Below are 24,889 nucleotides of genomic sequence, written 5' to 3'. Positions count from 1 at the left end.
GAGCGGGGCAATCCGGCTTGACACGCATAAATTGATAAGGGCTTTTGCCGAGGCAGACCGCGAGTGGAGCGAGCTGATCGATGAGCATGACCTCCATGGTCGTACTCGGGCTGAGCATCGCCACCGTCCTGTTGTTGCTGGGGGTCCTCCTGGCCACCCTGCGCTCCGACAGGAAGGGCCGTCCGAGCGCGCCACCGGCTGAGGTCACTCCGGTCGAGACCCCGCTGCCGGCGCCGGTGAGCGGCCCGGCGGCGCATGCAGGCACCGACTACACCGACCCACGCACGATCAAGGTGGGGGACCGGATCGAAGTGCACGGGTCGCCGGCGCGCGTGCTCGGCGCCATGTACATCTCCTGGCAGGGGATGCAGTGGACCGAATACCTGCTCCGTGACGCCTCCCGCCGCTACCAGTGGCTGTCCGTCGAGCTCCACGCCGACGACCCGCCGCACCTGGAGGTGCAGCTCTGGACGGAGGTGCCCACCCAGGGGATGGTGCCCGCCAAGAGCATGCTGATCATGGAGGGCGTGGAGTTCTTCCCCGTCGAACGCGGCACGGCCGCCTTCCGCAGCGAGGGCGACACCGGCAACCCCGACCGGGGGCTCCTGGACTTCGCCGACTACCGCGCCTCGGACGGGCGGCTGCTGTCCTTCGAACGCATCCAGGGCAACGCCTGGACCGCCAGCCACGCCCAGCCCCTGCCGCCCGGCTCCATCTCCATCGTCCGCCGCGCCTCCTAGCCCGGGCCCGATCAGGAGAGCTCGACCTTGGAGGTTCCGGCCTTGCCGCCCGCCTGCCACCCCTCCAGCTCGATGTCGTTCGACCACGTGGCTCCCGCGTAACCCACCTGGCGCAGCGAGTACTTCTGCGCGTAGGCCACCGACCAGGCGGCCACCAGCCACCCCCGCTTCTTGGTGGTGATGGCCGTGCTCCCGAGCGCCCGCGCGAGCTGCTTGCGGGCCTCCGACGCCTGGGGCTGCGGCGCGGGGGTCGCCCCCGGTGGGTACCAGCAGTGGACGGCCTGGGGGACACGCCCGGTGAAGGCGGCGGCCAGGATCTTTGCCTCTTCTTCGTGCGGCGCGTACGCGTAACCGCCGGCGGAGCGCTGCACGGCCTGGGCCGCCTCCGCCAGCGGGATCTTCTGGTAGTTCTTCACCTTGACCAGGGCGGCGAAGAACTTGTTGGTGGCGTAGACCGGGTCCATGATCTGCTTCTTGGTGCCCCAGCCCTGCGACGGCCGCTGCTGGAACACCCCGAGCGAGTCGCGGTCGCCGCCTTCGAGGTTGTAGAGCTTCGACTCCTGGATTCCCGTGGCGTAGGCGATGACCACGGCCCGTTCCGGCAGCTTGCGGCGGGCGGCCACGGCGGCGATGGTGGCCGAGACCTGGGCCTGCTCCGGGTCGAGACCGCGGGTGCCCTCGGGTGTGCGCACCGTGCAGTGGGCTTCGGGCACGGCCAGCGGCTTGGCGCGCTTGAGCAGGTTGACCAGAACCACGGAAACGCCGACGGCCAGCACGACGACGATGATCGCGATGGTGATGACTCCACGGGAGAAGCGCAGGCGCACCCTGAAGAACCTACCTGGCCGGATAGGCTCCGTGGCCATGAGTCACGTGAGCACCTCTTCACCGGTGTCCCCGGTGGTGGACGAGTTGTGGGAGCGCCGCGCCGAGCTGTCGCCGGCCGATGCCGAGGCGCGCCACCAGGTCATGACGGCGGTGGACCTGATCGACAAGGGGCAGGCCAGGGCCGCGCGGCTGGTCGGCGGCGAGGTGGTCGTGGACGAGCGCGTCAAACGGGCCATCCTGCTCAGCTTCAAGGTGCTCGGCCTGACCCGCTCGCAGGTGGGCGACTTCCAGCACCACGACAGGCACCCGCTGAAGAGCTCCTTCGACGGGGTGCGGGTGGTGCCGGGCGCGATCGCGCGCTGGGGTTCGTACCTGGCGCCTGGGGTGGTGTTGATGCCGTCGTTCACGAACATCGGCGCGTACGTGGATTCCGGCACGATGGTGGACACCTGGGCGACGGTCGGTTCATGCGCCCAAATCGGGAAAAATGTGCATCTGTCGGGCGGGGTGGGCATCGGCGGCGTGCTGGAGCCGCCCAACGCGGTCCCCGTCGTCGTGGAGGACGAGGCGTACATCGGCAGCCGCTCGATGATCGTCGAGGGCGCCCGAGTAGGGCGCGGCGCGGTCGTCGGAGCCGGAACGATCCTTTCGGCCTCGATCCCGGTCATCGACGCCCAGACGGGAGAGGAACTGGCCAGGGGCCAGGTGCCCGACTGGTGCGTGGCCGTCGGGGGCACCCGGCAGAAGGAGTTCCCCGGCGGCACGTTCGGCCTGCCCTGCGTGCTGGTGATCAAGCGCCTGGAGCCCGAACAACGGCACGACAAGGCGGCGCTCAACGAGGTGCTGCGAGAACACGGAGTGAATGCCTGATGCTGGACCTGACACAGGACGTACGCGCGCTGACCGCCGCGATCGTGGACATCGAGTCGGTGAGCGGAGATGAGCGGGCGCTGGCCGACGAGGTCGAACGCGCTCTGTCCGCACTGCCGCACCTGAAGGTGGACAGATCGGGAGAGACGGTCATCGCCCGCACGCAGCAGGGCCGCTCGGAGCGGGTGCTCATCGCCGGCCACCTCGACACCGTCCCCCTCGCGGGCAACCTGCCCAGCCGGGTGGAGGGCGACCTGCTGTACGGCTGCGGCACCTCCGACATGAAGGCCGGCGTCGCCGTGGCGCTCAAGCTGGCCGCCATCGTGCCCGCGCCGGGCAAGGACGTCACGTACGTCTTCTACGACTGCGAGGAGGTCGAAGCCGAGCGCAACGGCCTCAACCGCGTCGCCAGGGACCACCCCGACTGGCTGGCCGCCGACTTCGCGGTGCTCATGGAGCCCACCGACGGCGTGATCGAGGGCGGCTGCCAGGGCACGCTGCGCGCCGAGGTCACCGTGCGGGGCAAGCGGGCGCACAGCGCGCGCTCGTGGTTCGGGGTCAACGCCATCCACGGGATCGAGCCGGTGCTGGCCAGGCTGAACGCCTACGAGGCGCGCCGGCCGGTGGTCGACGGGCTCGAATACCACGAGGGGCTGAACGCGGTCGGCGTGCGCGGCGGCGTGGCGGGCAACGTCATCCCGGACGAGTGCGTGGTGACCGTCAACTACCGCTTCGCGCCCGACCTGTCGATCGAGGGGGCGCAGCAGCACGTACGCGAGGTCTTCGACGGCTTCGAGGTGGCCTTCGTGGACGCGGCGCCCGCGGCAAGGCCGGGGCTGACGCACCCGGTGGCGGCGGCGTTCACCGAGGCCGTGGGCGGCACCCCACGCGCCAAGCTGGGCTGGACGGACGTCGCCCGCTTCTCCGCGCTGGGCGTCCCCGCCGTGAACTACGGGCCGGGCGATCCGAACCTGGCGCACCAGCAGGGGGAGTACGTGTCGCTGTCGAAAATCGTCGAGAGCGAGCGGGCGATGCTGGACTGGCTCACAATATGAAAGTGGCCTTCCTCGCCGGCCATTTGGCGGGGAAGACCACTTTCAGTCCCGAGCAGCACCCTCGCCAGTTAGACGCAAGGGGGTCGAAATTCGGTTCCCCCACTTTTTCAAGTTTTTTTGGCGGGCCCGATCGGCCCTGTGAGCAGGGGTTTCGGTGTTCGAGGGTGCTGCTGGGGTCGTCCGCGACACAAGGGGGCTAGCGTGACTCGCATGGAACAGACACGTCCGGAACGCCGCCAAGGGCAGGCGGTGGTGCGCGGCCGCCTCGTCCCCACCTCCACCCACGATCAGCGCCTGCTCGCCCGCCAGGGGTCGTCCGACTGGGTCCACATGGACCCGTGGCGGGTGCTGCGCATCCAGGCGGAGTTCGTGGAGGGGTTCGGCCAGCTCGCCGAGCTGCCGCCGGCGGTGACGGTGTTCGGCTCGGCCCGCACGCGGGAGGACTCCCCCGACTACCAGACGGGCCGCAAACTCGGCAGGGCGCTGGCCGAGGCGGGCTACGCCGTGATCACGGGCGGCGGTCCTGGCGTCATGGAGTCCGCCAACCGCGGCGCGTGCGACGTGGACGGCTCGGTGTCGGTCGGGCTCGGCATCGAGCTGCCGTTCGAGCAGAGCATGAACGACTACGTCGAGCTCGGCATCGAGTTCCGCTACTTCTTCGTCCGCAAGACGATGTTCGTCAAGTACTCGTGCGGCTTCATCGCGCTGCCCGGCGGCTTCGGCACCCTCGACGAGCTGTTCGAGGCGCTCACGCTGGTCCAGACCCACAAGGTCACCTCCTTCCCCGTCGTGCTGATGGGCTCGGAGTTCTGGGGCGGCCTGCTCGACTGGATCAAGAGCACGCTGCTCGACACCGGCAAGATCGCGGCGAAGGACCTCGACCTGATCACCGTCACCGACGACGTGGACGAGGCCGTGCGCATCATCCTCGACGCCGACCGGGCCCGCTCCCAGCAGCGCGAGGAGGAACTGGAGGCGGCCGCCGCCCAGATCGCCGAGCCCCAATAGGCTTCCTCGATGTGAACATCTGCGTCTTCTGCGCCTCCAGCATGAACATCGACAGGAAATACCTCGACCTTGCCGCGAACGTGGGCGCCGAGCTCGCCAAGCGGGGCCACACGCTGGTGAGCGGCGGCGCCACCGTCTCCTGCATGGGGGCCGTCACCTCGGCCGCCCGCGCGGCCGGCGGGCGCACGATAGGCGTGATCCCGCAGGTCCTGGTGGACATCGAGATCGCCGACGAGGAGTCGGACGAACTGGTCGTCACCCAGGACATGCGCGAGCGCAAGGGCGTCATGGACGCCCGCTCCGACGCCTTCCTCGTGCTGCCCGGGGGCATCGGCACGCTGGAGGAGCTCTTCGAGATCTGGACCGCGCGGGTGCTCGGCATCCACGACCGCCCCCTGGTGATCCTCGACCCCTGGGGCCTGTACGAGCCGCTGAAGACGCTGGTCGGCACCATGTACGACCAGGGTTTCACCCGGGCGGACGTCTTCGACGCGATCTCCTGGACCACCACCGTCGATGAGGCCCTGGCCCACCTCGAAGCCCGCGCCCAGCCGGTCAGGCCCAGCGTCGCCGAACTCGGCGAAGCCGCAGGATGACGACTCCCGCACACGCTGTGACCAGCGCGGTCGCCGTGCCCGCAACGTTGGCAGACGCACCGGCCTGTGTGGCTACGGCACCTCGTGCCTTGATGGTATGAGTACGATGCCAATGTGCTGCTCATACTCGCCATCGCCGCGATCGCCATCCTGGGCTGCGTGGTGTTGGTCTCTCTCGGTAGGGGCGGTGAGCTGACCGAGTTCCCGCCGGATGTGCCGCCTCTCAACCTGCCCGAGGCAGGGCAGCTCACGGCGGTCGACTTCATGGCGCTCCAACTGCCGGTCAATCTCGTCGGCTACCACACGCAGAGCGTCGATGAGACGCTGCGCAGGGCGGCCAACGCGATCAGCGCGCGCGACACCCGGATCGCGGTGCTGGAGCAGCGGGTCTCCGAGCTGATGTCGAGCCGGCTGTACGCGCGCCAGGAGGTCTACGCGGCGCCGGGCTCCGGCCTGCGTACCGACCACGAGCCCGAGGCGCCGGCCGCGCCCCGGGAGCTGTCGGAGCAGGGCGACCCCTTGACGGCCAGCGGGGCCACGGTGGCGTGGGACGCGGCCGAGGAGCTGAGCCACGGGCCGGAGGAGCCGGAGTGGCGGGTCCGGCCGACCCGCGTGGCGGCGCAGGAGACCCAGGACGACGAGCCGGAAGAGGCCGAGAAGCCAGAAGAGCCCGAGGACGCGAAGGAGCCCGAGTCCAAGGAGTCCGAGAAGGGTTCCAAGGAGTCCGAGGACGCGGCAGAACCCGTCGGCGCCCCCCTGGTCAAGGAAGGGGATGAGCGCCCGTGACCGAGCCGATCCGCTGCACCTGGCCCGGCATGGCCGACCCGATGTACCTCGCCTACCACGACCAGGAGTGGGGCCGCCCGCTCAGAGGCGACGACGAGGTCTTCGAACGCGTCGCGCTGGAGGCGTTCCAGTCTGGCCTGTCCTGGCTGACGATCCTGCGCAAGCGGGAGAACTTCCGCGCCGCCTTCGACGGCTTCTCGATCGCCAAGGTCGCCGCCTACACCGAGCACGACGTGGAGCGGCTGCTCGACGACACGGGCATCGTCCGCAACCGGGCCAAGATCGAGGCCGCGATCGGCAACGCCAGAGTCGCCCAGGACCTGCCCGGCGGCCTGTCGGAGCTGGTGTGGCGCTACGCCGACCCCGACGCGCCCGTGCCCGCGACGATGGCCGACGTGCCCGCCATCACGCCCGGCTCGAAGGCGCTGGCCAAGGAGCTGAAGGGGCACGGCTTCAGGTTCGTCGGCCCGACCACGGCTTATGCGTTGATGCAGGCCATCGGCCTGGTCAACGACCATATTGAGGGCTGCGTGGCCCGTACACGCTGAGCTCGGCCGTGTGGGTGCGCCCGAGCGAGCCGCCGAGCTTGAACGTCAGGGTGGGCCGCGGCCCCGTACGCGCCGAGACGGTGTCCTCCAGCAGGGTGATCCCGCGCGCGGGCCGGTCGAGCGTGAGCGTGACGACGTCCACGGTCCTGCTCGGATCGGCCACGGCCAGGATGATCCGGTCCTTGGTGCGCCGCATCAGCACCACGCAGGGCGCGTCCACGCGCAGCTCGCCCGCCTCGCCCGCCTCCCAGAACACGGCCGCGATCAGCCCGCGCGCCCGCACGGCCTGGACCGTGGCGGTGTTGGCGACCACTCGCACCGGGCGTGACCCGCGAAAGGCCCGCGTGCGGTCGCGTGTGGCGTTCGGCAGCACCACGTAGGCGTAGGAGGCGTCGACGGGGTCGCGGCCGTGGTCGAGCCAGAGCGTCGCGTAGCGCCGCGTGACGGGCTCGGACGCACCGGCGGTGTCGTCGCCCGCGTTGATGTCGCGCCAGCGGCCCGTACGGGTCTCCACGAGGCTGCACGCGCCGTCCAGCACGTAGCCGCCGACCCCCGGCAGGTACGCCCAGCCCTCCCCGAGGTACGGGTCCGCGTCCGTGGCCCGGTTCTCCACCACGGTCACGACGCGCCGGCCGTCGTGGGCGTTGATGCCGCTGCCGAGCGCCACCACGGAGGAGTCGAGGCAGAACCACGACTTTCGCGCCCGCAGGCTGCAGCCGTCGCCGATCAGCTCCATGGCGGCGGCCCCGAAGCGCCCCTCCAGCACCGCGCCGCCGGCCATCGCGTTGGCCGGTCTGTAGGCGCGGAAGGACAGGTCCTCGCGCCTCCTGTCGTCGGCCGTGATGCCGGGCAGCCGGTACGGGTCGACCGTGGGCCAGAAGTCGTGGCCGAACTGGCCGAGGTCGCTCGTGTAGAGGTAGGTCATGCCGTCGCCGGTGTACCAGCCGTGCGGGTTCTCGCCGTTGATGGCCTCGTAGGCGGCGATGCGGCGGGAGGACAAGCTGATCGCGAACGACCAGGCCGGCCGCCGGTGCACCACCCGGTCCATCGAGGGGAACACGAAGTGCCCGACGGGCCCGGACGCGGCCTCGACCGTCTTGTCGTCCAGGACGGCGACCGCCCGCCGCGTCTCGGGCACGTCCGCGTGATCCAGGTAGGGGCGGGTGGTGCCGCGCTCGATCCACCCCTTGGCCAGCTCCTTGAACCGGCTGGAATACGGCTCGGGGGCGCCCTGCGCGAGCAGCAGCACCGCGCCGGTCGCGGCGTGCCCGGCCACGCTGTCGGAGAAGGTCTGCCGCGTGGCCGCCCGCCCCCTGACCGTGTCCATCAGCAGGCCGTCGTGGAGGAAAGGGGAGAAGGAGCGCTCGACCGCGTCCAGGACCACCCGCCGCCCCGGGTCGTTCACCTGCCAGGGCGAGCCCTCCAGCAGCGCCAGCGTCTGGGAGACCGCGATGAGCAGGGACAGGCCGTACGAGCCCGTGTAGGCCACGTCGCCGTGCTGGATGAACGACCCGTCGGGGTAGAACCCGTCGCCGGAGCCGACGTAGGCGAACACGCTCTGCCGGCCGCCGCCGCGCACGTCGGACAGTCCGTCGCGGGCCAGCGCCAGCTTTTCCGCGCTGCGCCCGGCCACGCCGCGGAAGGCCACGATGGCGGCCTTGTCGGCCCGGTTCGCGCCGCTCTCGCCCGCCTCGGGATAGCCCGCGCGGCGGTCGGCGTCGGGGCAGAACCGGTCGATCGCCGCCAGGTACGCCCCCAGCCTGCCGCCGTCGAGCCGGTCGCCGAGCAGCACGCACGCGCGGGACAGCTCGGCGGGCGTGCCGATCTCCCAGAACCACCAGTTGCCCGTCTCCGGCAGGCGCTCGTTGTAGTGACGCTCGTGGAGCACGTCGAGCGCCTCGATCACCTTGGCCGCCACCGCGTCGTCGCCGTGCTGCGCCGCGCCCGGCGTGGCCCAGGCCGTGGCGATCAGCCGCAGGCGGCCGTAGCTGCCCGTGACGTTGCCCGGCCGGTCTTCGAGCGGCAGATCGGGCCAGAGCACGCCGGGCTCCAGGCCGGCCAGCCAGGCGGCGGCCGTGCCGCTCAGCGCGGCCAGCGGTCTGGCGTAGACCGGGTCGCGGACGTCGATCGCGCCGCCGGTGAGCAACTCCACGGCGGTCGTCCGAAGGGCGTCGAAGGAGGCGGCGCCCAGGGCGTCGGAGGCGTGCATGCGGCTAGCAGTACCCCATGCCGGCCTCACTCCGCGTTGAATACCGGGCGTTCTTTGGCCAGGAAGGCTCTGGTGGCATCGAGATGGTCGCGGGTTGCGACGCATTGGTCCTGAAGGTCGGCTTCCATGGCCAGCGCGTCGGGCAGCGCGTTCGTCGCGGAGTAGGCCAGCGCCCGTTTGGTGGCCGCGTAGGCCAGGGTCGGGCCGTGCGCGAGGCGTACCGTCAGCTCCTGGGCGGTCTTCAGCACGTCGTCGGCGGGGACCACCCGTGTCACCAGGCCCAGCTCCAGCGCGCGGGCGGCGTCGAGCGGCTCGCCGAGCAGCATCAGCTCGGCGGCGCGGCCCCGTCCGATCAGGCGCTGCAGCGTCCACGACGCGCCGGAGTCGGGCGCCAGGCCGATGCCCGCGAACGCCAGCGCGAACTTGGCCTTCTCCGAGGCGATCCGCAGGTCGCAGGCGAAGGCCAGGGACGCGCCCGCGCCGGCCGCGACGCCGTTGACCGCGGCCACGACCGGCTTGGCCATGGTGGCGATCAGCTCCACGATCGGGTTGTAGTGGGCGCGCACGGTGTCGGCCAGGCCCAGGCCCGCCTCCAGGTTGTCGGCGTGCTCGCGCAGGTCCTGGCCGGCGCAGAAGGCCCGCCCCGAGCCGGTGAGCAGGACGGCCCTGACGCCCCGGTCGCCCGCCGCCTTGCGCAGCGTCTCAAGGAGGGCGTCCTTGAGCTCGGCGGTGAGCGAGTTCATCGCGTCGGGGCGGTCGAGGGTGATGGTGGCGACGGCGTCGGCCACGTCATAGCGGATCAAATCAACTCCCTTTCGACGAACGCGGCGGCTGCGGGCAGCAGCCGGGTGGCCTCCTGCTCGAAGTAGGCCCTGGCCTTCTCGCCCGGCCACCCCGCGGGCAGCAGTTCGGGCGGCAGGCCGGGGTCGCGGAACAGGAAGTTGCGCCAGCCGTGCACGAGCCGGCTTCTGGTGGCGAAGACCTGGTCGGCGGCCGCCCTTTCCGGCAGCGTGCTGATCAGCGTGACAGCTTCCGCGTGCCAGTGCTCATACGCCTCGCCGATGGCGGCCAGATCCCATGCCCGCGTGACCAGCTCGCGTGGATCGCCCTCAAGGGCGGCGTCGAACCTGTCGGCCCGCACGCCCTCGCCCTCCAGCAGGTTGTCCAGCTCGATCGAGGAGCGCGGGCCGATCCACGTGGTCTCCGAGAGCGAGGCGTAGCCGAGGAACGTCAGATCGGCCCGCAGCCGCTCCCTGCGCGGGCGCTCCTTGACCGGCCCGAAGACGATCACATGCCAGCGGCCGTGCCAGGTCAGCGTCCCAGCTCGGTAAATTCTCAGTGCGGCCTCATCAAGCCGCCTGACACATTTCGGCGTCACCCCGTAGCCGGGGCCCTGCGGAAGCCTGAGCGGACGCAGCCAGCCCTGCCGCACCATCCGCGACACCGCGGTCCGCACCGCCGGAGGGGCTATTTCCAGGGGTTTCATGAGTCGGACGAGCGCGGCCACGGACGCCTGCCCACCGCGCGAGCGCAGGTGGTCTCCATAGAGGTCGAACAGAGCGGCGCGAGCGTGCACGCAGTCCAGTTTGGACGTCATCGCCTGCGCCGACAACGCATTCTGGGAGGAGATCGTTACCCATGAGCGCTCTCGATGCGGGAGAATGGGACATCACAGAAGACGTGAATGCGCCGACCACCCCCCACGGGCGGTCGGAAATCGCGGGCCGCGGGAGCCCAAGGCAGGAAGGGATGCACGCATGGCGGCGATGAAGCCGCGGACCGGCGATGGTCCGCTTGAGGTCACCAAGGAAGGGCGGGGCATTGTCATGCGGGTCCCCCTGGAAGGTGGCGGCCGGCTCGTCGTGGAGATCTCCGCCGACGAGGCGAAGGCGCTGGGCGAGGCGTTGAAGAACGTCGTCGGCTGAGCCCCCGAAAGACACCTTTTGTTCCACGACCCTGGCGTTGCCCCGCGCCAGGGTCGCTGACGTTAGAGGAGAGATTCCGCGTGCCGATTGAGACCACTGTGTCGGTGGTCGCCGAGGTTCCCGACGACGCCGAGCTGCTTGCCGTCCCCTACACCTCCGACCTCACGCCGTCATACGCGGCCGGGCTGCACCTGCCCGCGCCCGACGTGCTGGCCCACTATGAGGCCAAGGGCGAGGCGGGGGAGATCGTCGAGGTCCCGGTGGCCAGGGGCGGCGGCGTGGGCAGGGTGCTGCTGTACGGCGTGGGCGACGGCTCTCCGCGTGCCCTGCGCAAGGCCGCCTCCGCCCTGACCCGCAAGGCCAAGGGCAGGGACACGCTGACCGTGGTCGTGCCCGAGGGCGACCAGGAGGCCTTCGCCGAGGCCGCGCTGCTTGCCGCATACACCTACAAGATCGGCAAAGCGGGCAAGAAGGCCGTGCGGACGCTGGCCTTCGCCGGCGCCGACGAGGCGCAGGTGGAGCGGGCCCGGATCGTGGCGCGGGCGGTGTCGCTGGCCCGCGACCTGGCCAACACCCCCTCCTCCGTCAAGAACCCGGCCTGGCTCGCGGAACGGGCCGCCGAGCGCGGCGTGCCCATGCGGGTGTGGGACGAAGAGCAACTGCAGGCCGACGGGTTCGGCGGCATCCTGGCCGTCGGGCGCGGCTCGGCCAGCCCGCCTCGGCTCATCCAGCTCTCCTACACGCCCGCCGAGCCGGTCGATCGGCACATCGTGCTGGTGGGCAAGGGCATCACGTTCGACTCGGGCGGGCTGTCGCTCAAGCCGACCGCCAACATGAAGACCCAGAAGACCGACATGGCGGGCGGCGCCGTGGTGATCGCGGTGCTCGGCGCGCTGGCCGAGCTGGGAGCCCCCATACGCGTCACCGGGCTGGTCGCCGCCGCGGAGAACATGCCGTCGGGCACCGCCCAGCGGCCCAGCGACGTCATCACGCACTACGGCGGGCGCACGGTCGAGGTGCTCAACACCGACGCCGAGGGCCGGCTCGTGCTGGCCGACGCCCTCGCCTACGCCGACGCCGTCCTCGACCCCGACGCCGTCGTGGACCTGGCCACCCTCACCGGGGCGATCACCGTGGCGCTCGGGCGCAACGTGGGCGCCGTCTACGCCTCCGACGACACGCTGGCCAAGCAGCTCGTCGAGGCGGGGCAGGCCACCGACGACCGGCTGTGGCGGATGCCGCTGATCGAGGACTACACGCCGGCGCTGGAGTCGTCCATCGCCGACCTGGCCAACGTCGAGGCAGGTTCCCGGTTCGGGGCGGGGTCGATCACCGCGGCGCTGTTCCTGCGGGAGTTCGCGGGGCGGCGGCCGTGGGCGCACCTCGACATCGCCGGGGTCGGGCGCAGCACGGTGGACGACGGCGTGCTCAGCAAGGGCGCCACCGGCTTCGGCGTCCGCCTGCTGCTGGAGTGGCTCACCCGCGGCTAGACCCGCCGCCTGCCGCTCAGGCTCCAAAGCCCGTCAGACGGCGACCTTGATGGCGGCCAGGAGGCCGTCGCCCAAGGGGATGAGCACCGAGCGCAGCCGGTCGTCCGACTGCACCAGCTTGCCCACCTCGCGCAGCGCGACCGTGTCGGGGTCGCGCTGCGCCGGGTCGGCCACGCGGTCGTGCCAGAGCATGTTGCCGAAGGCCACGATGCCGCCCACCCGCAGCAGGCGCACGGCCTCGGCCAGGTAGTCGGCGTACTCCTGCTTGGCGCCGTCGGCGAAGACCATGTCGTAGCCGCCGTCGGACAGCCGTGGCAGCACGTCGAGCGCGCGCCCCGAGATCAGCCGCACCCGCCCGCCGGAGAACCCGGCCTCCGCGAACGCCTGTCTGGCCAGCCGCTGGTGCTCCGGCTCGACGTCGACGCTGGTCAGGGTGCCGTCGGCGCGCATGCCGCGCAGCAGCCACAGACCCGAGACGCCGCAGCCGGTGCCGATCTCGACCACGGACTTGGCGTTGACGGCGGTGGCGAGGAAGCACAATGCCGCGCCGCCGCCGGGGAGCATGGGCGTCGCACCCATCTCCAGCCCGCGCTGCCGCGCCACGTGCAGGATCTCATCCTCGTGATGGAACTGCTCCGCATAGGCCAGAGTGGCCTCCACCGGACTGGTCATCGGCCTCCTCCCCCCACTTTCGTCCTGGTTACTCAGCAATGATGCCAATGGTCACAAAAGGTATACGCGCGATTGGCACCGATCGCAGCCTAGGGGAGACGCGCCGGGACGGGAACTCAGGAGCCCCCGAAGGCGTTGCAGGTTTAAACGGGCTTTGCCGGTCCGGAAGGCAGGCAGTGCGCACGAAGGGACGAAACCAGGCACTATGGCGGTAGCGGTGGTCCCAAAGAGAGGAGTTCTGGTGGACGAAAGCGACCACCAGGCAGATACTCCCGTGTCGTCTGACTGGACGCCTCCCTCGTGGGAGGAAGTGGTGCGGACTCACTCCGCCCGCGTGTATCGGCTCGCGTACCGGCTGACCGGCAATGTCCACGATGCCGAAGACCTCACCCAGGAGGTCTTCGTCCGGGTTTTCAGGTCGTTGTCGAGCTACACCCCCGGCACGTTCGAGGGATGGCTGCACCGGATCACGACCAACCTGTTCCTCGACATGGCGCGGCGCAAGCAGCGCATCAGGTTCGAGGGGCTGGCCGACGACGCCGCCGAGCGGTTGCGCGGTCGCGAGCCGTCGCCGGCGCAGGCGCTCGACGACGCCCATCTGGAGCCCGACATCCAGGCTGCCCTCGACGCACTCGCCCCCGAGTTCCGGGCCGCGATCGTGCTGTGCGACATCGAGGGCCTGTCATACGAGGAGATCGCGGCCACGCTCGGCGTCAAGCTGGGTACGGTCCGAAGCCGGATTCACCGTGGCCGGGCGCAGTTGCGGGAGGCGCTCGATCATCGAGCCCCCCGTAATTCTCAACTCCCCCCGACCGTGACCCGTGGGGAGGAAGTCTAAAGTGGCTCATCTTGGAGAACGCGTCTCCGCGCTTGTGGACGGGGAGCTCAACCACACCGAACGCGATCGTGCGCTCGCCCATCTGACTTTCTGTGCTGACTGCCGGAGAGAAGTCGAGTCGGTGCGCGCGCTGAAGTCGCGCCTGCGCTCGCTGGAGACCCCGGCCATGCCGGCCGACCTGACGATGTCCCTGCTCCGGATGGCGGAGCCGGGCGGGCCGCTGCCCCCGAGGGAGCGCCCTTTCCCGTCGCGCACGTTCGGGGGAGTGCCCATACCTGGGCCACACAGCATCGCTCCCTTGGACAACCGCCCGCGCAGGGACGCCGCTGGTGGGGCCTCGGGCCCTGGCCGAGGTAGCCGGCGGCGCTCGGCCTACGTCGCGGTCGGGGTGGTCTCCGCGGCCGTCGCGCTCGGCACCTTCTTCGCGGCCACCGGCATCGGGCAGAACAACCCGGCGCCGCCGGTCGAGCTGTTCGAGCGGGCCCACCCATCGCCGACGATCTCCCCTGCGACTGCCACACCTTGACGTCCGCATATGCCAGGGATGCTTGGGTTGGCGTAGTCGAGGGCGTGCGGGGCATACGATCTGGGTTCGGGAATTGTCATTCGTGACCAAACCCTTATAACCCTCGTATGCCGCAAGAGTCAGGATTGCGGTGGCCGAGCCAAGGAGTGGTGAGACTTAGATGACCGACGAGACGCGCCCCAACGAAGGACGCACGCCGTCGGACTCCCCCGAGCCACAGGGGCGGCCGGACTTCCTGCCCGTAGACGATTCGCCCGAGGGGCGGCGGCCCGAACCGCCCGCCTCGTTCGGCACGCCGTGGGGCGATCCGTCGGGCCGTCCCACGGGATCGGGCGCGCCCCCGTACGAGGTGTCCGCTTCCTACGGCCCACCGGGCCCCGAGGGCCAGACAGGGCCGCAGCGCCCCCCGTCCGCGCCCGCTTTCGCGCCGTCCGTGCCCGGGCCGTCCGCGCCGCCACCGTCCGGGCCGTCTTTCGCGCCGTCTTTCAACGGGCCCGATTCCGGTCCCGGGGCTCCCGATTCCGGGACCCGTACGTACGAGACCCTCTCGTTCGGTTCCCCTGACAGCGGAGCTCGCCCCTATGAGGGCCCGCCGTTCGGCGGCGGCCCGGGATCTTCCACCGGCTCTTTCGAGAGCCCGTCCTTCGGTTCCCCTGACGGGGGGACGCGCTCTTTCGGAGCGCCGACCTTCGGGGGGCCGCCGTCGTTCGGAGGCCCCCCACCGCCGCCGCCGCCGCGACAGGCGTTCGGCATGGGCTCGGGCTGGGCTCCGCCGCCTCCTCCCGGCATGCAGGGGCAGACGCAGCGACGCGGCCCGGGCACCGGCGCCATGGTCGCGGTCGCCCTGATCATCGCCGTCGTGGCGTCCACGCTGGGGAGCGTCGGCACGTACCTGCTCACCAGGTCCTCCGGCAACGCCACCGACCCCTCCTACTCGCTCGGGCCGGTGCCGACCGGCGCCGCCAGCCGCGCGCCCGACTCGGTGCCGGGTGTGGCCGCGCGGGTGCTGCCCAGCGTGGTCTCCATCGAGGCCGGCAGCGCCAGTGAGGGCGCCACAGGGTCCGGCTTCCTGATCAAGAACGGCTACGTGGTGACCAACAACCACGTGGTCGCCGCGGCCGCCAGTTCGGGCGAGATCCGGGTCATGTTCAACAACCGCAAGACCACCTCGGCCCGCATCGTGGGCCGCGACCCCGGCTCCGACCTGGCCGTGATCAAGCCGGAGGAGACGTTCGGAACCCCGGAGATCACCCTCGGCAACTCCGACCAGGTCGTGGTCGGCGACCCTGTCATCGCCATCGGCTCGCCGCTGGGCCTGACGGGCACGGTCACGACCGGCATCGTCAGCTCGCTCAACCGGCCGGTCATCGCCGGCGACGACACCGGCACCAGCAGCGAGGAGCCCGCCTACATCAGCGCCATCCAGACCGACGCCGCCATCAACCCGGGCAACTCGGGCGGACCACTGGTGAACGGCCGGGGCGAGGTCATCGGGGTGAACTCGGCCATCGCCACACTCAGCCGTTCGATGAACAGCCAGAGCGGCAGCATCGGGCTGGGCTTCGCGATCCCGGTCAACCAGACCCGGCGTGTGGCCGAGGACCTGATCAGCACCGGCAAGGCCAGGCGGTCCAAGATCGGGATCGTGCTGGACAAGGAGTACAGGGGGCAGGGGGTCCGCATCGCCTCGGAGCCGTCGCAGGGGCAGCAGCCGGTGGACGCCAACGGGCCCGCGGGGAAGGCGGGGCTGAAGGCGGGGGACGTGATCCTGGAGATCGACGGGCTGGCGCTGCAGGACGGCAACGAGCTGATCGCGCTGATCCGCAGCAAGGCGCCCGGGTCCAAGATCACCATCAAGTATCAACGCTCCAACCAGGAACGCAGCGCCACAGTGACCGTGGTCGCCGACGATACGCCGGCGCCTTCTCCATCTTAAAGATCAAGTTTCTTGTACGGCTTCGCACGGTGGGCTCCACCCGCCGCCGTGCGTCGCCGGCCCTCCAGGGGGACGGTCACCAGCCTCACCGCCGGCCCGCCGTAACGGCGCACGGGCACCGGCGTCTTGGCTGACTTGTCAGCCACCGGCGCTCCCCGTTTACCCCCGGGCCTGGATTCTGGCGGCGTTGGCCGGGGGCTCGCGTTCATGTGTGAGATATGGCGTTTGCTGGGTTGTTGGTGATATGTCCTAGGGGGGACGACCGAGCTTACCCCCGGAGCCTTTAGTCTGTGGATAGGCCGGGGGTGTTCTCGGAAGGGCTGGACTGCGGTAGGAGCTCACGGTGTTCGGACTCGGGTGGATGGAGGTCGGGGCGCTGATCGTCATCGCGCTCCTCGTCTTCGGTCCCGACAAACTGCCTCAGGCCGCCTCACAGGCCGGGCGGACGCTGCGCAACCTGCGCCGGATGGCCAACAACGCGCGCGACGACCTGCGTGCGGGGCTGGGGCCGGAGTTCTCGAACTTCGATCCGGCCGACCTGAATCCGCGCAATTTCGTGCGCAAGCACCTCCTCGACGACCTCGAGGACGACTGGAACAAGAAGCCGCTGGAGCCGGCCACGACGGCCCCCTCCACGCCCGAGCCGGTGGACGAGCTCGGTTACGGCCAGCTGCCGCCCTACGACTCCGAGGCGACCTGACACTACAGTCGGGGTTGTGAGCGACAACACAGCGGCCATCGAGGAGGGCGCGAAGAAGTCGGGCGTCCTCTGGGTCACCCTCGACCGTCCGCGCCTGGCCTGGCATGCCTGGCACGACGGCGCGATCTACCTGGTGTCAGGGGGCGGGGAGCAGCAGTTGCCCGGCCTCGACGCCCTCGACCGGGTCCACGTCACCCTGCGCAGCAAGGACAACGGCGCCAGGCTGACGGAGTTCGAGGCCGAGGTCGCGGTCGTCGATCAGGCGGCGGCGGCCGAGGCCGTGGCGGTGCTGGCCAAGGAGCGGCTGAACGCCCCCGACAGCGAGCACCTCACCGAGCGCTGGGCCCGCGAGTCCGTCGTCGTGCGCCTCACGCCTGAGCGCTGACGGTCTCTCCGAGGTCGGGGGCCGCCACCTGCTGGGGGGTGGCGGTGGCGGTCTGGGCGAGCAGCGCGCCGGAGAGCACGATCAGGCCGCCCACGATCTGGAAGAGGCCGAGCGTCTCGCCGACCAGCGCCCAGGCCACGATCGCGCCGCCGATGACCTCCAGCGACGCCACGGTGGCGCCCACCGCGGCCGACAGGCGCCGGACGGCGTTCACGCCCATGATGTAGGCGGCCACGGTGGCGATCAGCACCATCCACAGGTAGGCCGCCACCACGGGCAGTGTCTGGCCGCCGGCCGAGGGCGTCGCCGAGACGGTGAAGGCGTCCCAGGGGATGTTCCACGGGCGGGCGAACGGGATCAGCACCACGGCCGCTCCGGCCAGGCCCCAGGCGATGAGCCCGAGCGGGTCCACGTCGTCGCCGAAACTATCGTTCATCAGGAAATATCCGGCGCAGCACGCCCCGGCCGCCAGCCCAAGCAGCAGCCCCAGCGCGTCCAGTCGCAGCCCCTGCCACGCCTCGACGACGATCGCGAGGCCCACGACGGCGACGACCGCGCCCACGTAGGCGGCCCGCGCCAGCCGTACCTTGCGGACGATCCGCACCCAGGCCACCACCATCACCGGCGCCATGAACTCCAGCAGCAGCGCGATCCCCACCGGCAGCCGGGTGATCGCGACGAAGTAGAGCGCCTGCACCCCCGCCACCGCCATGATCGCGTACAGCCCGAAGAACGGCAGCCTGGACCGGGGGATGCGCAGCGCCTGCGGCCGTACGACGGCGAGCACGGCCAGGAGCAGCAGCCCCGCGCCCGCCATGCGCGTCCAGACGGCCTCGATCGGCGCCAGCCCCGCCGCGATGAGGTATTTGGCCATCGGCCCCGAGAACGCGAAACACCACGACGACACGAACGCGAGCGCGAGCCCGGCATATCTCATCGAACACCACCTGGCGAGTAATTACCGTTAAGCGGGTTTGATACTGACATGTACGGCGTCCCTGGCGCAACGGGGTACCACTGTTAGCCTGGCCACGTGCAGATCTTCGTGGCCCGGCTGCCGGGGACCCCGGTCTTCGACCCTGCGGGCGACCAGATCGGCCGGGTCAGGGATGTCGTGGTCGGCCTGCGCATCGCCCGCAGACCCAACGTGCACGGCCTGGTGGTGGAGGTGCAGCCGCGCCGCCGGGTGTTCCTGCCGATCACCCGCGTGCGCCGCATCGAGGCGGGTTCCGTGGTCTTCACGGGACGTCTCAACATGCGCAGGTTCGAACAGCGGCCCACCGAGACGCTCGTGGTCGGCGAGATGCTCGACCTTCAGGTGTATGTCGACGACGAGCCCATGACCGTCTACGACGTGGCAATGGAGGAGATCAAGCCGTCCGCCTGGGAGATCACCAAGGTCGCAATCTACAAGGGCCGGCGGCGCGAGCCCAGGATCGTGGACTGGAACGAGGTGTCGGGGTTCGACAAGCTGCAGAAGGACCAGGGGGCGGCCGGGCTGATCGCCGCGTTCGAGTCGATGCGGGCCGCCGACATGGCCAGCGCCCTGCACGAGCTGCCGAGCAAACGCCGCCTGGAGATCGCCCACGCGCTGAACGACGACCGCCTGGCCGACATCCTGGAGGAACTGCCGCCCGACGACCAGATCGGCATCCTCGGCACCTTGAAGCCCGAGCGGGCGGCCGACGTGCTGGAGGAGATGGGCCCCGACGACGCCGCCGACCTGCTGCACGACCTGCCGGAGGAGCAGGCGGCCGAACTGCTGGCCCTGATGGAGCCCGGCGAGGCGGCCCCGGTGCGGCGCCTGCTGACCTACCCCGAGACCAGCGCGGGCGGCGTGATGACCAGCGAGCCGGTGATCCTGCCGCCCAGCGCCACGGTGGCCGAGGCGCTGGCGCACATCAGGCAGCAGGACCTGCCGCCCGCCATCGCGGCCCAGGTCTACGTGAGCAGGCCGCCCACGGAGACGCCGACGGGCACCTACCTCGGGGTCTCGCACTTCCAGCGGCTGCTGCGCGAGCCGCCGTCCACGATGCTCGGCGCCGTGCTCGACCCTTCGATCGACCCGATCAGGCCGGACTTCACGCTGCGCGAGGTCACCTACTACCTGGCCAACTACAACCTCGTCGCCGCCCCGGTCGTGGACGAGCTCGGCCGGCTCGTCGGCGCGGTCACGGTCGACGACGTACTCGATCACCTGCTGCCCGAAGACTGGCGTGAGAGGGCCGACCATGACCAGTGAACGGCTGGACGAGCCCCGGGCCCTGCGCCGCTCCCTGCGCCCCCACTACGATCCCGAGGCGTTCGGCCGTCTTTCCGAGCAGATCGCCCGCTTCCTCGGGACGGGGCGGTTCATCGTTTACATGACCGTGTTCGTGTCGGTCTGGGTGATCTGGAATGTGGCGGTGCCGGCGTCGCTCAAGTTCGACCCCTACCCGTTCATCTTCCTGACGCTGATGTTGTCGCTGCAGGCCAGCTACGCCGCGCCGCTCATCCTGCTGGCCCAGAACCGGCAGGGCGACCGCGACCGCATCCAGTACGAGCAGGACCGCGAGAGCGCCGACCAGAACCAGGCCGAGATCGAGTACCTGACCCGCGAGATCGCCGGTCTGCGCCTGGCGCTGAACGACGTGGCCACCCGCGACTACCTGCGATCAGAGCTCGCCCACCTGCTGGAGGAGATCAGGGAGCGGCGGTGAGGCCGACCAGCCGGGCGAGCATCGCCCGCACCTGCCCGATCTCCCCGGCGTCCAGCATGTCGAGGAACTGCGTCCTGATGCCGCGCAGGTAGACGGGGGTCGCCTCGGTCAGGCGGGCCGCGCCGGCCTCCGTCAGCACGGCGAACAGGCCGCGCGCGTCGTCGGGGCAGGCCTGCCGGGTGACCAGTCCGTCGCGCTGCAACCGGTCGATGAGCCTGGTCAGGCCGCTGCGGGAGAGCAGGACGCGGTCGGCCAGATCATTCATGCGCAGCCGCCGCTCGGGCGCCTCGGCGAGCTGCATGAGCACCTCGTAGGAGGCCAGCGGCAGGTCGTGGGCGACGAGCAGTTCCGCCTCCAGATGGCGGGTGATGCGGACCTGGGCGCGCTGCAGCATCCGCCAGACCGTCAGCTCCTCGACGGTCAGGCCCTCGTCGCGCAGAAGAGTCACGGAGTAACCTTAAGACGTTGTTGCACGGACATCTAACAAAGTGGATTAATCCAGCGAGCCCTCTGGTTCATACCATGAAGGGGCATCCTCGCTGGCGTCCAGCGCCTGCCGCACATATACCGACAAAGGAGGGCCGGCACTCGCTCGTGCCGAGACTTCGATGGCACCAACCCAGGAACAGGTGACGGCCGCCCTGGCCACCGTCATCGACCCCGAGATCCGTCGCCCGATCACGGACCTCGACATGGTCAAGAGCATCGAGATCGCTCCCGACGGGGCGGTGCGCGTGGGCGTCTACCTCACCGTGTCCGGATGTCCGATGAAGGACACCATCACCCGCGACGTCAGGAACGCCGTGGGCAAGATCGACGGCGTGAGCGGCGTCCAGATCGAGCTCGACGTCATGAGCACCGAGCAGCGCAAGACCCTGCAGACCAAGCTGCGCGGCAACCGAGGGCCCGAGAAGGAGATCCCCTTCAACCAGCCGGGGTCGCTGACGCGCGTGTTCGCGGTGGCCAGCGGCAAGGGCGGGGTCGGCAAGTCGTCGGTGACGGTCAACCTGGCCGCCGCCATGGCCGCGAGCGGTATGAAGGTCGGCATCGTCGACGCCGACATCTACGGCCACAGCGTTCCTCGCATGCTGGGCGCCGCCGAGCGGCCCACCAAGGTCGAGGACATGATCATGCCGCCGGTGGCCCACGACATCAAGGTCATCTCGGTCGGCATGTTCAAGCCCGAGGGCAACACGCCGGTGGTGTGGCGCGGGCCGATGCTCGACCGGGCGCTCCACCAGTTCCTGGCCGACGTCTACTGGGGCGACCTCGACGTCCTCCTGCTCGACCTGCCCCCGGGCACCGGCGACATCGCGATCTCGGTGGCGCAGCGGCTGCCGTCGGCGGAGATCCTCGTGGTCACCACGCCGCAGATGGCCGCCGCCGAGGTGGCCGAGCGGGCCGGCTCGATCGCCGCCCAGACCCACCAGCAGATCGCCGGGGTCATCGAGAACATGTCCTGGCTGCCGTGCCCCCACTGCGACGAGCGCGTCGCCGTGTTCGGCGAGGGCGGCGGCCAGATCGTGGCCGACGCGCTGACCCGAACGCTGGGGGCGCGCGTGCCGCTCCTCGGCCAGGTCCCCATCGACCTGCGGCTGCGTGAGGGCGGCGACGAAGGCAAGCCGCTGGTGATCACCGAGCCCGACTCTCCCGGCGCGGCCGAGCTCCGCAAGATCGCGGCCGCTCTCAGCAAGCGCTCCTCCAGCCTCAAGGGCCTGCAACTCGGCCTGGCCCCCCGCAGCTGACCTGCCACCCCGCCCGGCCGGCCGGGCGGGGTCCGCTAGCGTGTGCGCATGCGCTCACGTCGTTCGGTGCTGGCCGTCCCCGGCAGCAACCCGCGGTTCCTGGCCAAGGCCCAGACCCTGCCCGTCGACGAGGTCTTCCTCGACCTGGAGGACTCCGTCGCGCCCCTGGCCAAGGAGGAGGCGCGCAAGAACGTCGTGGCCGCGCTGCGCGAGGGCGAGTGGACCGGCAAGACGCGGGTGGTCAGGGTCAACGACCTCACGACGCAGTGGACCTACCGTGACGTGATCGAGATCGTCGAGGGGGCGGGGGAGTTCCTCGACTGCCTCATGCTGCCCAAGGTGCAGGACCCCACCGAGGTCATCTGGCTCGACACGCTGCTCACGCAGATCGAGAAGACCATGGGGTACGAGGTGGGGCGCATCGGCATCGAGGCGCAGATCGAGAACGCCCGCGGCCTGGTGAACGCCGACGCCATCGCCGGGTCGTCGCCGAGGCTGGAGACGCTGGTGTTCGGCCCGGCCGACTTCATGGCCTCGATCAACATGCGCACGCTCGTCGTCGGCGAGCAGCCGCCCGGCTACCTGGAGGGCGACGCCTACCACTACATCCTGATGCGGCTGCTCATGGCGGCCAGGATGCACGACCTGCAGGTGATCGACGGGCCCTACCTGCAGATCAAGGACGTCGAAGGCTTCACGCGGGTCGCCAGGCGGGCGGCGGCGCTCGGGTTCGACGGCAAGTGGGTGCTGCACCCCTCTCAGGTCGACGCGGCCAACGAGGTGTTCTCACCGGCGCAGGACGACTACGACCACGCCGAGCTCATCCTGGAGGCGTACGACTACTACACCACCGTCGAGAAGCGCGGCGCGGTCATGCTGGGCGACGAGATGATCGACGAGGCCTCCAGGAAGATGGCGCTCGTCGTCGCGGCCAAGGGGCGGGCGGCCGGGCTCACGCGGACGAAGCGGTTCACACCTTGATGCCGATGACGGTGAAGAACCAGAACGACGACGTCAGCCAGAGCCCGACGAGCCCGGTGAACGCCAGCCCGCCGAGCAAGGGCAGCGTCCAGCCCGGGGCGTCCCGCCTGGGCAGGGCCAGCATCTTCGCGGTGAACACGCCGTAGAAGAAGCAGCCGAGCAGCGAGTGGGCGAGCACGCGGGGCACGTCGTACTGCAGGCCCAGGGCGTAAAGGCAGTGGAAGGCGACCGGGATCGTCAGCAGGAACGCCAGCCGCCCCGACCAGCGGTGCACGCCGGGCGGGATGGTGATCCCGAGCCTGCCCCACATCGACAGGGCCGAGACGACCTGGACGATCGCCAGCACGAACGCGCCCGTCGTCAGCCACGCCTTCATCGGCAGCGCGGCGGAGAAACCGGCCACGCCCACGGCGAAGCCGGTGGGCGTGTGCACCCGCCCATAGACGCCGAGCGCGAGCACCACCAGCCCTCCGGCCAGCAGCGGCACGAGCAAGGGGGGCAGGCCGCGGGAGGCGTGCCGGTTCACGGCGGTCATTGCATCTCCTCGATGAAGCCGTCGACGTCCTTCGGGTAGACGGTGGTGTCGTCAACCGTCACGGGGGAGGTGGGCCGCTCGTTGTCCAGTCGCGGGACGTCGAACTGCTCCTCTCCGGCGAAGGCGGCGCCGACCTGGTCGTAGCCGCCGTCTGGGTTCTTGATCACGATCCAGCCCGCGCGCAGCTTGGCGCCTCGGACGAGCGCGGTGGCCCGGTACAGGCCCGACGGCTTGGCCACCGTGGAGGCGACGAAGTTCCACTTCTTGCCGCCGACCGAGACCGAGCCCTTGGCCTGGCCGCCGCCGAGCCGGGCCGTGACCTTGGAGCCGCCGCCCGCGACGCCCCGCAGGTTCAGCTCGCCCGCCGACTCGCTGCCCTTGAACCAGGCTTCGGCCCTGCCGTCGCAGAAGTAGCCGACGGCCTTGCCGTTCCTGATGGACACCGCGATGAGCGCGCCGTTGCCCTTGACCCGGCCACCGTAGTCGGCCTTCTCCGTCGGCTTCGGCTCCACCCTCTGCGGCTCTGTCTTCTCCGGCTCCTCTCGCGATGGGGACGGCGCCGCGGCGCTCTCCTGCGCCGCGTTGCCGGCGGGCGGGGTGTTCGCCGCCGGTGCCGCGTTGATGCTGGCCACACCCAGCCCCGCGGCGAGCACCGCGCCCGCCGTGAGGGTGATGACAGGTCCCAGCCTTGCCATGGACAGCTCCCAGGGTCGAAATGCCTACGAATAAGAGCATCCGCCTAAAGAGGGCCACCGTCTGTGAACTATTGCGCATCGGGCGGACAGAATGGATGGATGCAGGAGAACGCAGGGCCACATCTTCCCTATGGGACGCCACCGCCGGGCTACCCCTACCAGCCACAACCTCGGTCCTGGTTCCTCCCGGTGCCCCGCGGGGCGCGTTACGACCATCTCGCCCGCACCGAGGCCGCCCAGCCGTGGCGGGCCGTCGTGGGCACGCTGATCATCGCGGTCGGGTTCTTCGTCATCGGCGTCGTCGTGGTGTACGCGGGCATCGTCGTGGCCTACATCCTCGGCATCCCCGCGCCGCTGGAGCCCACCGGGCAGTTGTTCGGCAACCCGGTGTTCGGGCTGGTCGTGGTGCTGTTGTCGATCGCGCCCGTGCTGCTGCTGGTGTTCGGCACGGCCGCGCTGATCCAGCGGCGCAGACCGGGCACGCTGTCGTCCGTGGCCGGGCGGCTGCGCTGGCGCTGGATGCTGATCTGCGCCGGGCTGGCCGTGCTGGCGCTGGCGCTCGGCCAGGGCGCGCAGGCGCTGGCCCTGTCGATGTCGGGCGAGAGCGGCGCCCTGTTCGAGTGGCGTGGGTGGGCGGGGTTCCTGCCCGCGCTGGTCGCGATCGTGTTGCTGGTGCCGTTCCAGGCGGCGGCCGAGGAGTACGTCTTCCGCGGCTGGTTCATGCAGGCCCTCGGGACGCACGTGCGCAATCCGATCTGGGCCATCCTCATCGGGTCCGTGCTGTTCGCGTCGCTGCACGGGTACTCGTGGGTGGGGTTGCTGGACGTGTTCGCGTTCGGGGCCGTCATGGCCTGGCTGGCGGTGCGGACCGGTGGCCTGGAGGCCCCGATCGCGCTGCACGTGATGAACAACATGATGGCCTTCGGGCTGAGCGCCGCCGCGGGTAACCTCGATGACGCCCTGAACCAGGGGAAGGTGCCCGTCCCGTGGCAGGCGTTGGCGGGGACCGTCGTGCAACTCGGGGTGTACGCGTTTGGTGTGAGCTATGTAGCTAAAAGGCACAAAATACCCACTATTTCGGGATAAATCAGGCGCAAGGTGCCAGGAATCTCACTAGAGAGG

General features: G+C 70.4%; 29 protein-coding genes and 1 pseudogene. 20 read left to right on the top strand and 10 right to left on the bottom strand.

The genetic code is table 11. The features are described 5' to 3' along the window. The first annotated feature begins 80 nt into the window (after nt 1-80). Complete coding sequence (locus ACFOY2_RS33830) at nt 81-740, top strand: DUF4178 domain-containing protein (protein WP_379532174.1); 660 nt, start codon at nt 81-83, stop codon at nt 738-740. An 11-nt stretch (nt 741-751) separates the two neighbouring features. On the opposite strand, the gene ACFOY2_RS33825 is transcribed toward ACFOY2_RS33830, so the two are convergent. Next, nucleotides 752-1,606 carry a hypothetical protein gene (locus ACFOY2_RS33825; protein WP_379532173.1) on the bottom strand — a complete coding sequence of 285 codons (855 nt, stop codon included), beginning with the start codon at nt 1,604-1,606 and terminating at the stop codon, nt 752-754. On the opposite strand from ACFOY2_RS33825, the gene ACFOY2_RS33820 reads away from it, so the two are divergent. The 6 genes from ACFOY2_RS33820 to ACFOY2_RS33795 all read left to right on the top strand — a co-directional run bounded on the left by ACFOY2_RS33820 (nt 1,605) and on the right by ACFOY2_RS33795 (nt 6,431). Next, the gene (locus ACFOY2_RS33820) at nt 1,605-2,438 is read left to right on the top strand and encodes a 2,3,4,5-tetrahydropyridine-2,6-dicarboxylate N-succinyltransferase (RefSeq protein ID WP_379532172.1); all 834 of its coding nucleotides are present in this window, start codon (nt 1,605-1,607) and stop codon (nt 2,436-2,438) included. The two genes, ACFOY2_RS33825 and ACFOY2_RS33820, sit on opposite strands and share 2 nt — an antisense overlap. Next, the gene (gene dapE, locus ACFOY2_RS33815) at nt 2,438-3,493 is read left to right on the top strand and encodes a succinyl-diaminopimelate desuccinylase (RefSeq protein ID WP_379532171.1); all 1,056 of its coding nucleotides are present in this window, start codon (nt 2,438-2,440) and stop codon (nt 3,491-3,493) included. The genes ACFOY2_RS33820 and dapE overlap by 1 nt, the downstream gene beginning before the upstream one ends. A 210-nt stretch (nt 3,494-3,703) precedes the next feature. Then, complete coding sequence (locus ACFOY2_RS33810; RefSeq protein ID WP_379532170.1) at nt 3,704-4,501, top strand: LOG family protein; 798 nt, start codon at nt 3,704-3,706, stop codon at nt 4,499-4,501. An 11-nt stretch (nt 4,502-4,512) separates the two neighbouring features. Then, nucleotides 4,513-5,097: an LOG family protein gene (locus tag ACFOY2_RS33805; RefSeq protein WP_379532169.1), complete on the top strand. Its 585-nt coding sequence runs from the start codon at nt 4,513-4,515 to the stop codon at nt 5,095-5,097. 114 nt (nt 5,098-5,211) lie between these two features. Beyond that, a complete protein-coding gene (locus ACFOY2_RS33800; RefSeq protein ID WP_379532168.1) occupies nt 5,212-5,883 on the top strand; it encodes a hypothetical protein in 672 nt (223 codons plus the stop codon). A 29-nt stretch (nt 5,884-5,912) separates the two neighbouring features. Beyond that, nucleotides 5,913-6,431 (top strand): DNA-3-methyladenine glycosylase I, encoded by a 519-nt coding sequence (locus ACFOY2_RS33795; RefSeq protein WP_379532244.1) that lies wholly within the window; start codon nt 5,913-5,915, stop codon nt 6,429-6,431. On the opposite strand, the gene ACFOY2_RS33790 is transcribed toward ACFOY2_RS33795, so the two are convergent. From ACFOY2_RS33790 to ACFOY2_RS33780, 3 genes are read right to left on the bottom strand one after another with little or no spacing between them, the layout of a single operon-like run. After that, the gene (locus tag ACFOY2_RS33790) at nt 6,391-8,640 is read right to left on the bottom strand and encodes a polysaccharide lyase 8 family protein (RefSeq protein ID WP_379532167.1); all 2,250 of its coding nucleotides are present in this window, start codon (nt 8,638-8,640) and stop codon (nt 6,391-6,393) included. The two genes, ACFOY2_RS33795 and ACFOY2_RS33790, sit on opposite strands and share 41 nt — an antisense overlap. A 26-nt stretch (nt 8,641-8,666) precedes the next feature. After that, nucleotides 8,667-9,443, bottom strand: a complete 777-nt coding sequence (locus ACFOY2_RS33785) for an enoyl-CoA hydratase-related protein (RefSeq protein ID WP_379532166.1) — start codon at nt 9,441-9,443, stop codon at nt 8,667-8,669. Next, nucleotides 9,440-10,216 (bottom strand): PaaX family transcriptional regulator, encoded by a 777-nt coding sequence (locus ACFOY2_RS33780; protein ID WP_379532165.1) that lies wholly within the window; start codon nt 10,214-10,216, stop codon nt 9,440-9,442. The genes ACFOY2_RS33785 and ACFOY2_RS33780 overlap by 4 nt, the downstream gene beginning before the upstream one ends. Before the next feature lie 181 nt (nt 10,217-10,397). Here ACFOY2_RS33780 and ACFOY2_RS33775 point away from each other — a divergent pair, with 181 nt between their 5' ends. Together ACFOY2_RS33775 and ACFOY2_RS33770 are read left to right on the top strand one after the other, a co-directional pair. Next, the gene (locus ACFOY2_RS33775) at nt 10,398-10,565 is read left to right on the top strand and encodes a DUF3117 domain-containing protein (protein WP_020545024.1); all 168 of its coding nucleotides are present in this window, start codon (nt 10,398-10,400) and stop codon (nt 10,563-10,565) included. 80 nt (nt 10,566-10,645) lie between these two features. Next, complete coding sequence (locus ACFOY2_RS33770) at nt 10,646-12,055, top strand: leucyl aminopeptidase (protein WP_379532164.1); 1,410 nt, start codon at nt 10,646-10,648, stop codon at nt 12,053-12,055. Between the two features lie 33 nt (nt 12,056-12,088). Here ACFOY2_RS33770 and ACFOY2_RS33765 read toward each other — a convergent pair whose 3' ends face one another. Beyond that, entirely contained in the window at nt 12,089-12,727 is a 639-nt protein-coding gene (locus tag ACFOY2_RS33765) for an O-methyltransferase (RefSeq protein WP_379532163.1), read from the bottom strand. A gap of 205 nt (nt 12,728-12,932) precedes the next feature. Here ACFOY2_RS33765 and sigE point away from each other — a divergent pair, with 205 nt between their 5' ends. The 4 genes and pseudogenes from sigE (at nt 12,933) to ACFOY2_RS33745 (ending at nt 16,027) form a co-directional block, all read left to right on the top strand. Further along, a complete protein-coding gene (gene sigE, locus ACFOY2_RS33760) occupies nt 12,933-13,565 on the top strand; it encodes an RNA polymerase sigma factor SigE (protein ID WP_379532162.1) in 633 nt (210 codons plus the stop codon). Then, a pseudogene (locus ACFOY2_RS33755) lies at nt 13,549-13,659 on the top strand (zf-HC2 domain-containing protein); the annotation flags it as partial. The gene sigE and the pseudogene ACFOY2_RS33755, both read left to right, overlap by 17 nt. A 27-nt stretch (nt 13,660-13,686) precedes the next feature. Next, nucleotides 13,687-14,091 (top strand): anti-sigma factor, encoded by a 405-nt coding sequence (locus ACFOY2_RS33750; RefSeq protein WP_379532246.1) that lies wholly within the window; start codon nt 13,687-13,689, stop codon nt 14,089-14,091. Nucleotides 14,092-14,251: 160 nt separating this feature from the next. Next, nucleotides 14,252-16,027, top strand: coding sequence for a S1C family serine protease (locus ACFOY2_RS33745; RefSeq protein ID WP_379532161.1), 1,776 nt, complete (start codon nt 14,252-14,254; stop codon nt 16,025-16,027). Here ACFOY2_RS33745 and ACFOY2_RS33740 read toward each other — a convergent pair. Then, complete coding sequence (locus ACFOY2_RS33740) at nt 16,024-16,173, bottom strand: hypothetical protein (RefSeq protein ID WP_379532160.1); 150 nt, start codon at nt 16,171-16,173, stop codon at nt 16,024-16,026. The two genes, ACFOY2_RS33745 and ACFOY2_RS33740, sit on opposite strands and share 4 nt — an antisense overlap. A 197-nt stretch (nt 16,174-16,370) precedes the next feature. Between ACFOY2_RS33740 and ACFOY2_RS33735 the strand changes: the two genes are divergently transcribed. Beyond that, complete coding sequence (locus ACFOY2_RS33735) at nt 16,371-16,727, top strand: sec-independent translocase (RefSeq protein WP_379532159.1); 357 nt, start codon at nt 16,371-16,373, stop codon at nt 16,725-16,727. Nucleotides 16,728-16,743: 16 nt separating this feature from the next. Then, the gene (locus ACFOY2_RS33730; RefSeq protein ID WP_379532158.1) at nt 16,744-17,112 is read left to right on the top strand and encodes a hypothetical protein; all 369 of its coding nucleotides are present in this window, start codon (nt 16,744-16,746) and stop codon (nt 17,110-17,112) included. On the opposite strand, the gene ACFOY2_RS33725 is transcribed toward ACFOY2_RS33730, so the two are convergent. Beyond that, nucleotides 17,096-18,049 carry an EamA family transporter gene (locus ACFOY2_RS33725; RefSeq protein ID WP_379532157.1) on the bottom strand — a complete coding sequence of 318 codons (954 nt, stop codon included), beginning with the start codon at nt 18,047-18,049 and terminating at the stop codon, nt 17,096-17,098. The two genes, ACFOY2_RS33730 and ACFOY2_RS33725, sit on opposite strands and share 17 nt — an antisense overlap. Nucleotides 18,050-18,145: 96 nt before the next feature. On the opposite strand from ACFOY2_RS33725, the gene ACFOY2_RS33720 reads away from it, so the two are divergent. Together ACFOY2_RS33720 and ACFOY2_RS33715 are read left to right on the top strand one after the other, a co-directional pair. Continuing rightward, nucleotides 18,146-19,354, top strand: a complete 1,209-nt coding sequence (locus ACFOY2_RS33720; protein ID WP_379532156.1) for a magnesium transporter MgtE N-terminal domain-containing protein — start codon at nt 18,146-18,148, stop codon at nt 19,352-19,354. Continuing rightward, nucleotides 19,344-19,811, top strand: a complete 468-nt coding sequence (locus ACFOY2_RS33715) for a DUF1003 domain-containing protein (RefSeq protein WP_379532155.1) — start codon at nt 19,344-19,346, stop codon at nt 19,809-19,811. The genes ACFOY2_RS33720 and ACFOY2_RS33715 overlap by 11 nt, the downstream gene beginning before the upstream one ends. Here the strand turns inward: ACFOY2_RS33715 and ACFOY2_RS33710 are convergent. Beyond that, the gene (locus ACFOY2_RS33710) at nt 19,795-20,259 is read right to left on the bottom strand and encodes a MarR family winged helix-turn-helix transcriptional regulator (protein WP_379532154.1); all 465 of its coding nucleotides are present in this window, start codon (nt 20,257-20,259) and stop codon (nt 19,795-19,797) included. The genes ACFOY2_RS33715 and ACFOY2_RS33710 overlap by 17 nt on opposite strands. A gap of 160 nt (nt 20,260-20,419) precedes the next feature. Here ACFOY2_RS33710 and ACFOY2_RS33705 point away from each other — a divergent pair, with 160 nt between their 5' ends. After that, nucleotides 20,420-21,556 (top strand): Mrp/NBP35 family ATP-binding protein, encoded by a 1,137-nt coding sequence (locus ACFOY2_RS33705; RefSeq protein WP_379532153.1) that lies wholly within the window; start codon nt 20,420-20,422, stop codon nt 21,554-21,556. A 48-nt stretch (nt 21,557-21,604) separates the two neighbouring features. Continuing rightward, nucleotides 21,605-22,537: an HpcH/HpaI aldolase/citrate lyase family protein gene (locus ACFOY2_RS33700; protein WP_379532152.1), complete on the top strand. Its 933-nt coding sequence runs from the start codon at nt 21,605-21,607 to the stop codon at nt 22,535-22,537. Here ACFOY2_RS33700 and ACFOY2_RS33695 read toward each other — a convergent pair. Further along, nucleotides 22,527-23,072 (bottom strand): DUF6529 family protein, encoded by a 546-nt coding sequence (locus tag ACFOY2_RS33695; protein WP_379532151.1) that lies wholly within the window; start codon nt 23,070-23,072, stop codon nt 22,527-22,529. The two genes, ACFOY2_RS33700 and ACFOY2_RS33695, sit on opposite strands and share 11 nt — an antisense overlap. After that, a complete protein-coding gene (locus ACFOY2_RS33690) occupies nt 23,069-23,767 on the bottom strand; it encodes a hypothetical protein (RefSeq protein ID WP_379532150.1) in 699 nt (232 codons plus the stop codon). Before ACFOY2_RS33690 ends, ACFOY2_RS33695 begins: the two co-directional genes overlap by 4 nt. Before the next feature lie 99 nt (nt 23,768-23,866). On the opposite strand from ACFOY2_RS33690, the gene ACFOY2_RS33685 reads away from it, so the two are divergent. After that, the gene (locus ACFOY2_RS33685; RefSeq protein ID WP_379532149.1) at nt 23,867-24,853 is read left to right on the top strand and encodes a CPBP family intramembrane glutamic endopeptidase; all 987 of its coding nucleotides are present in this window, start codon (nt 23,867-23,869) and stop codon (nt 24,851-24,853) included. The last annotated feature ends 36 nt before the right edge of the window (nt 24,854-24,889 follow it).

Source organism: Nonomuraea purpurea (assembly GCF_042650645.1).
Taxonomy (GTDB): domain Bacteria; phylum Actinomycetota; class Actinomycetes; order Streptosporangiales; family Streptosporangiaceae; genus Nonomuraea; species Nonomuraea purpurea.
Note: the sequence above shows the minus strand (reverse complement) of the source record. Positions and strands in the feature narration are given on the sequence as shown.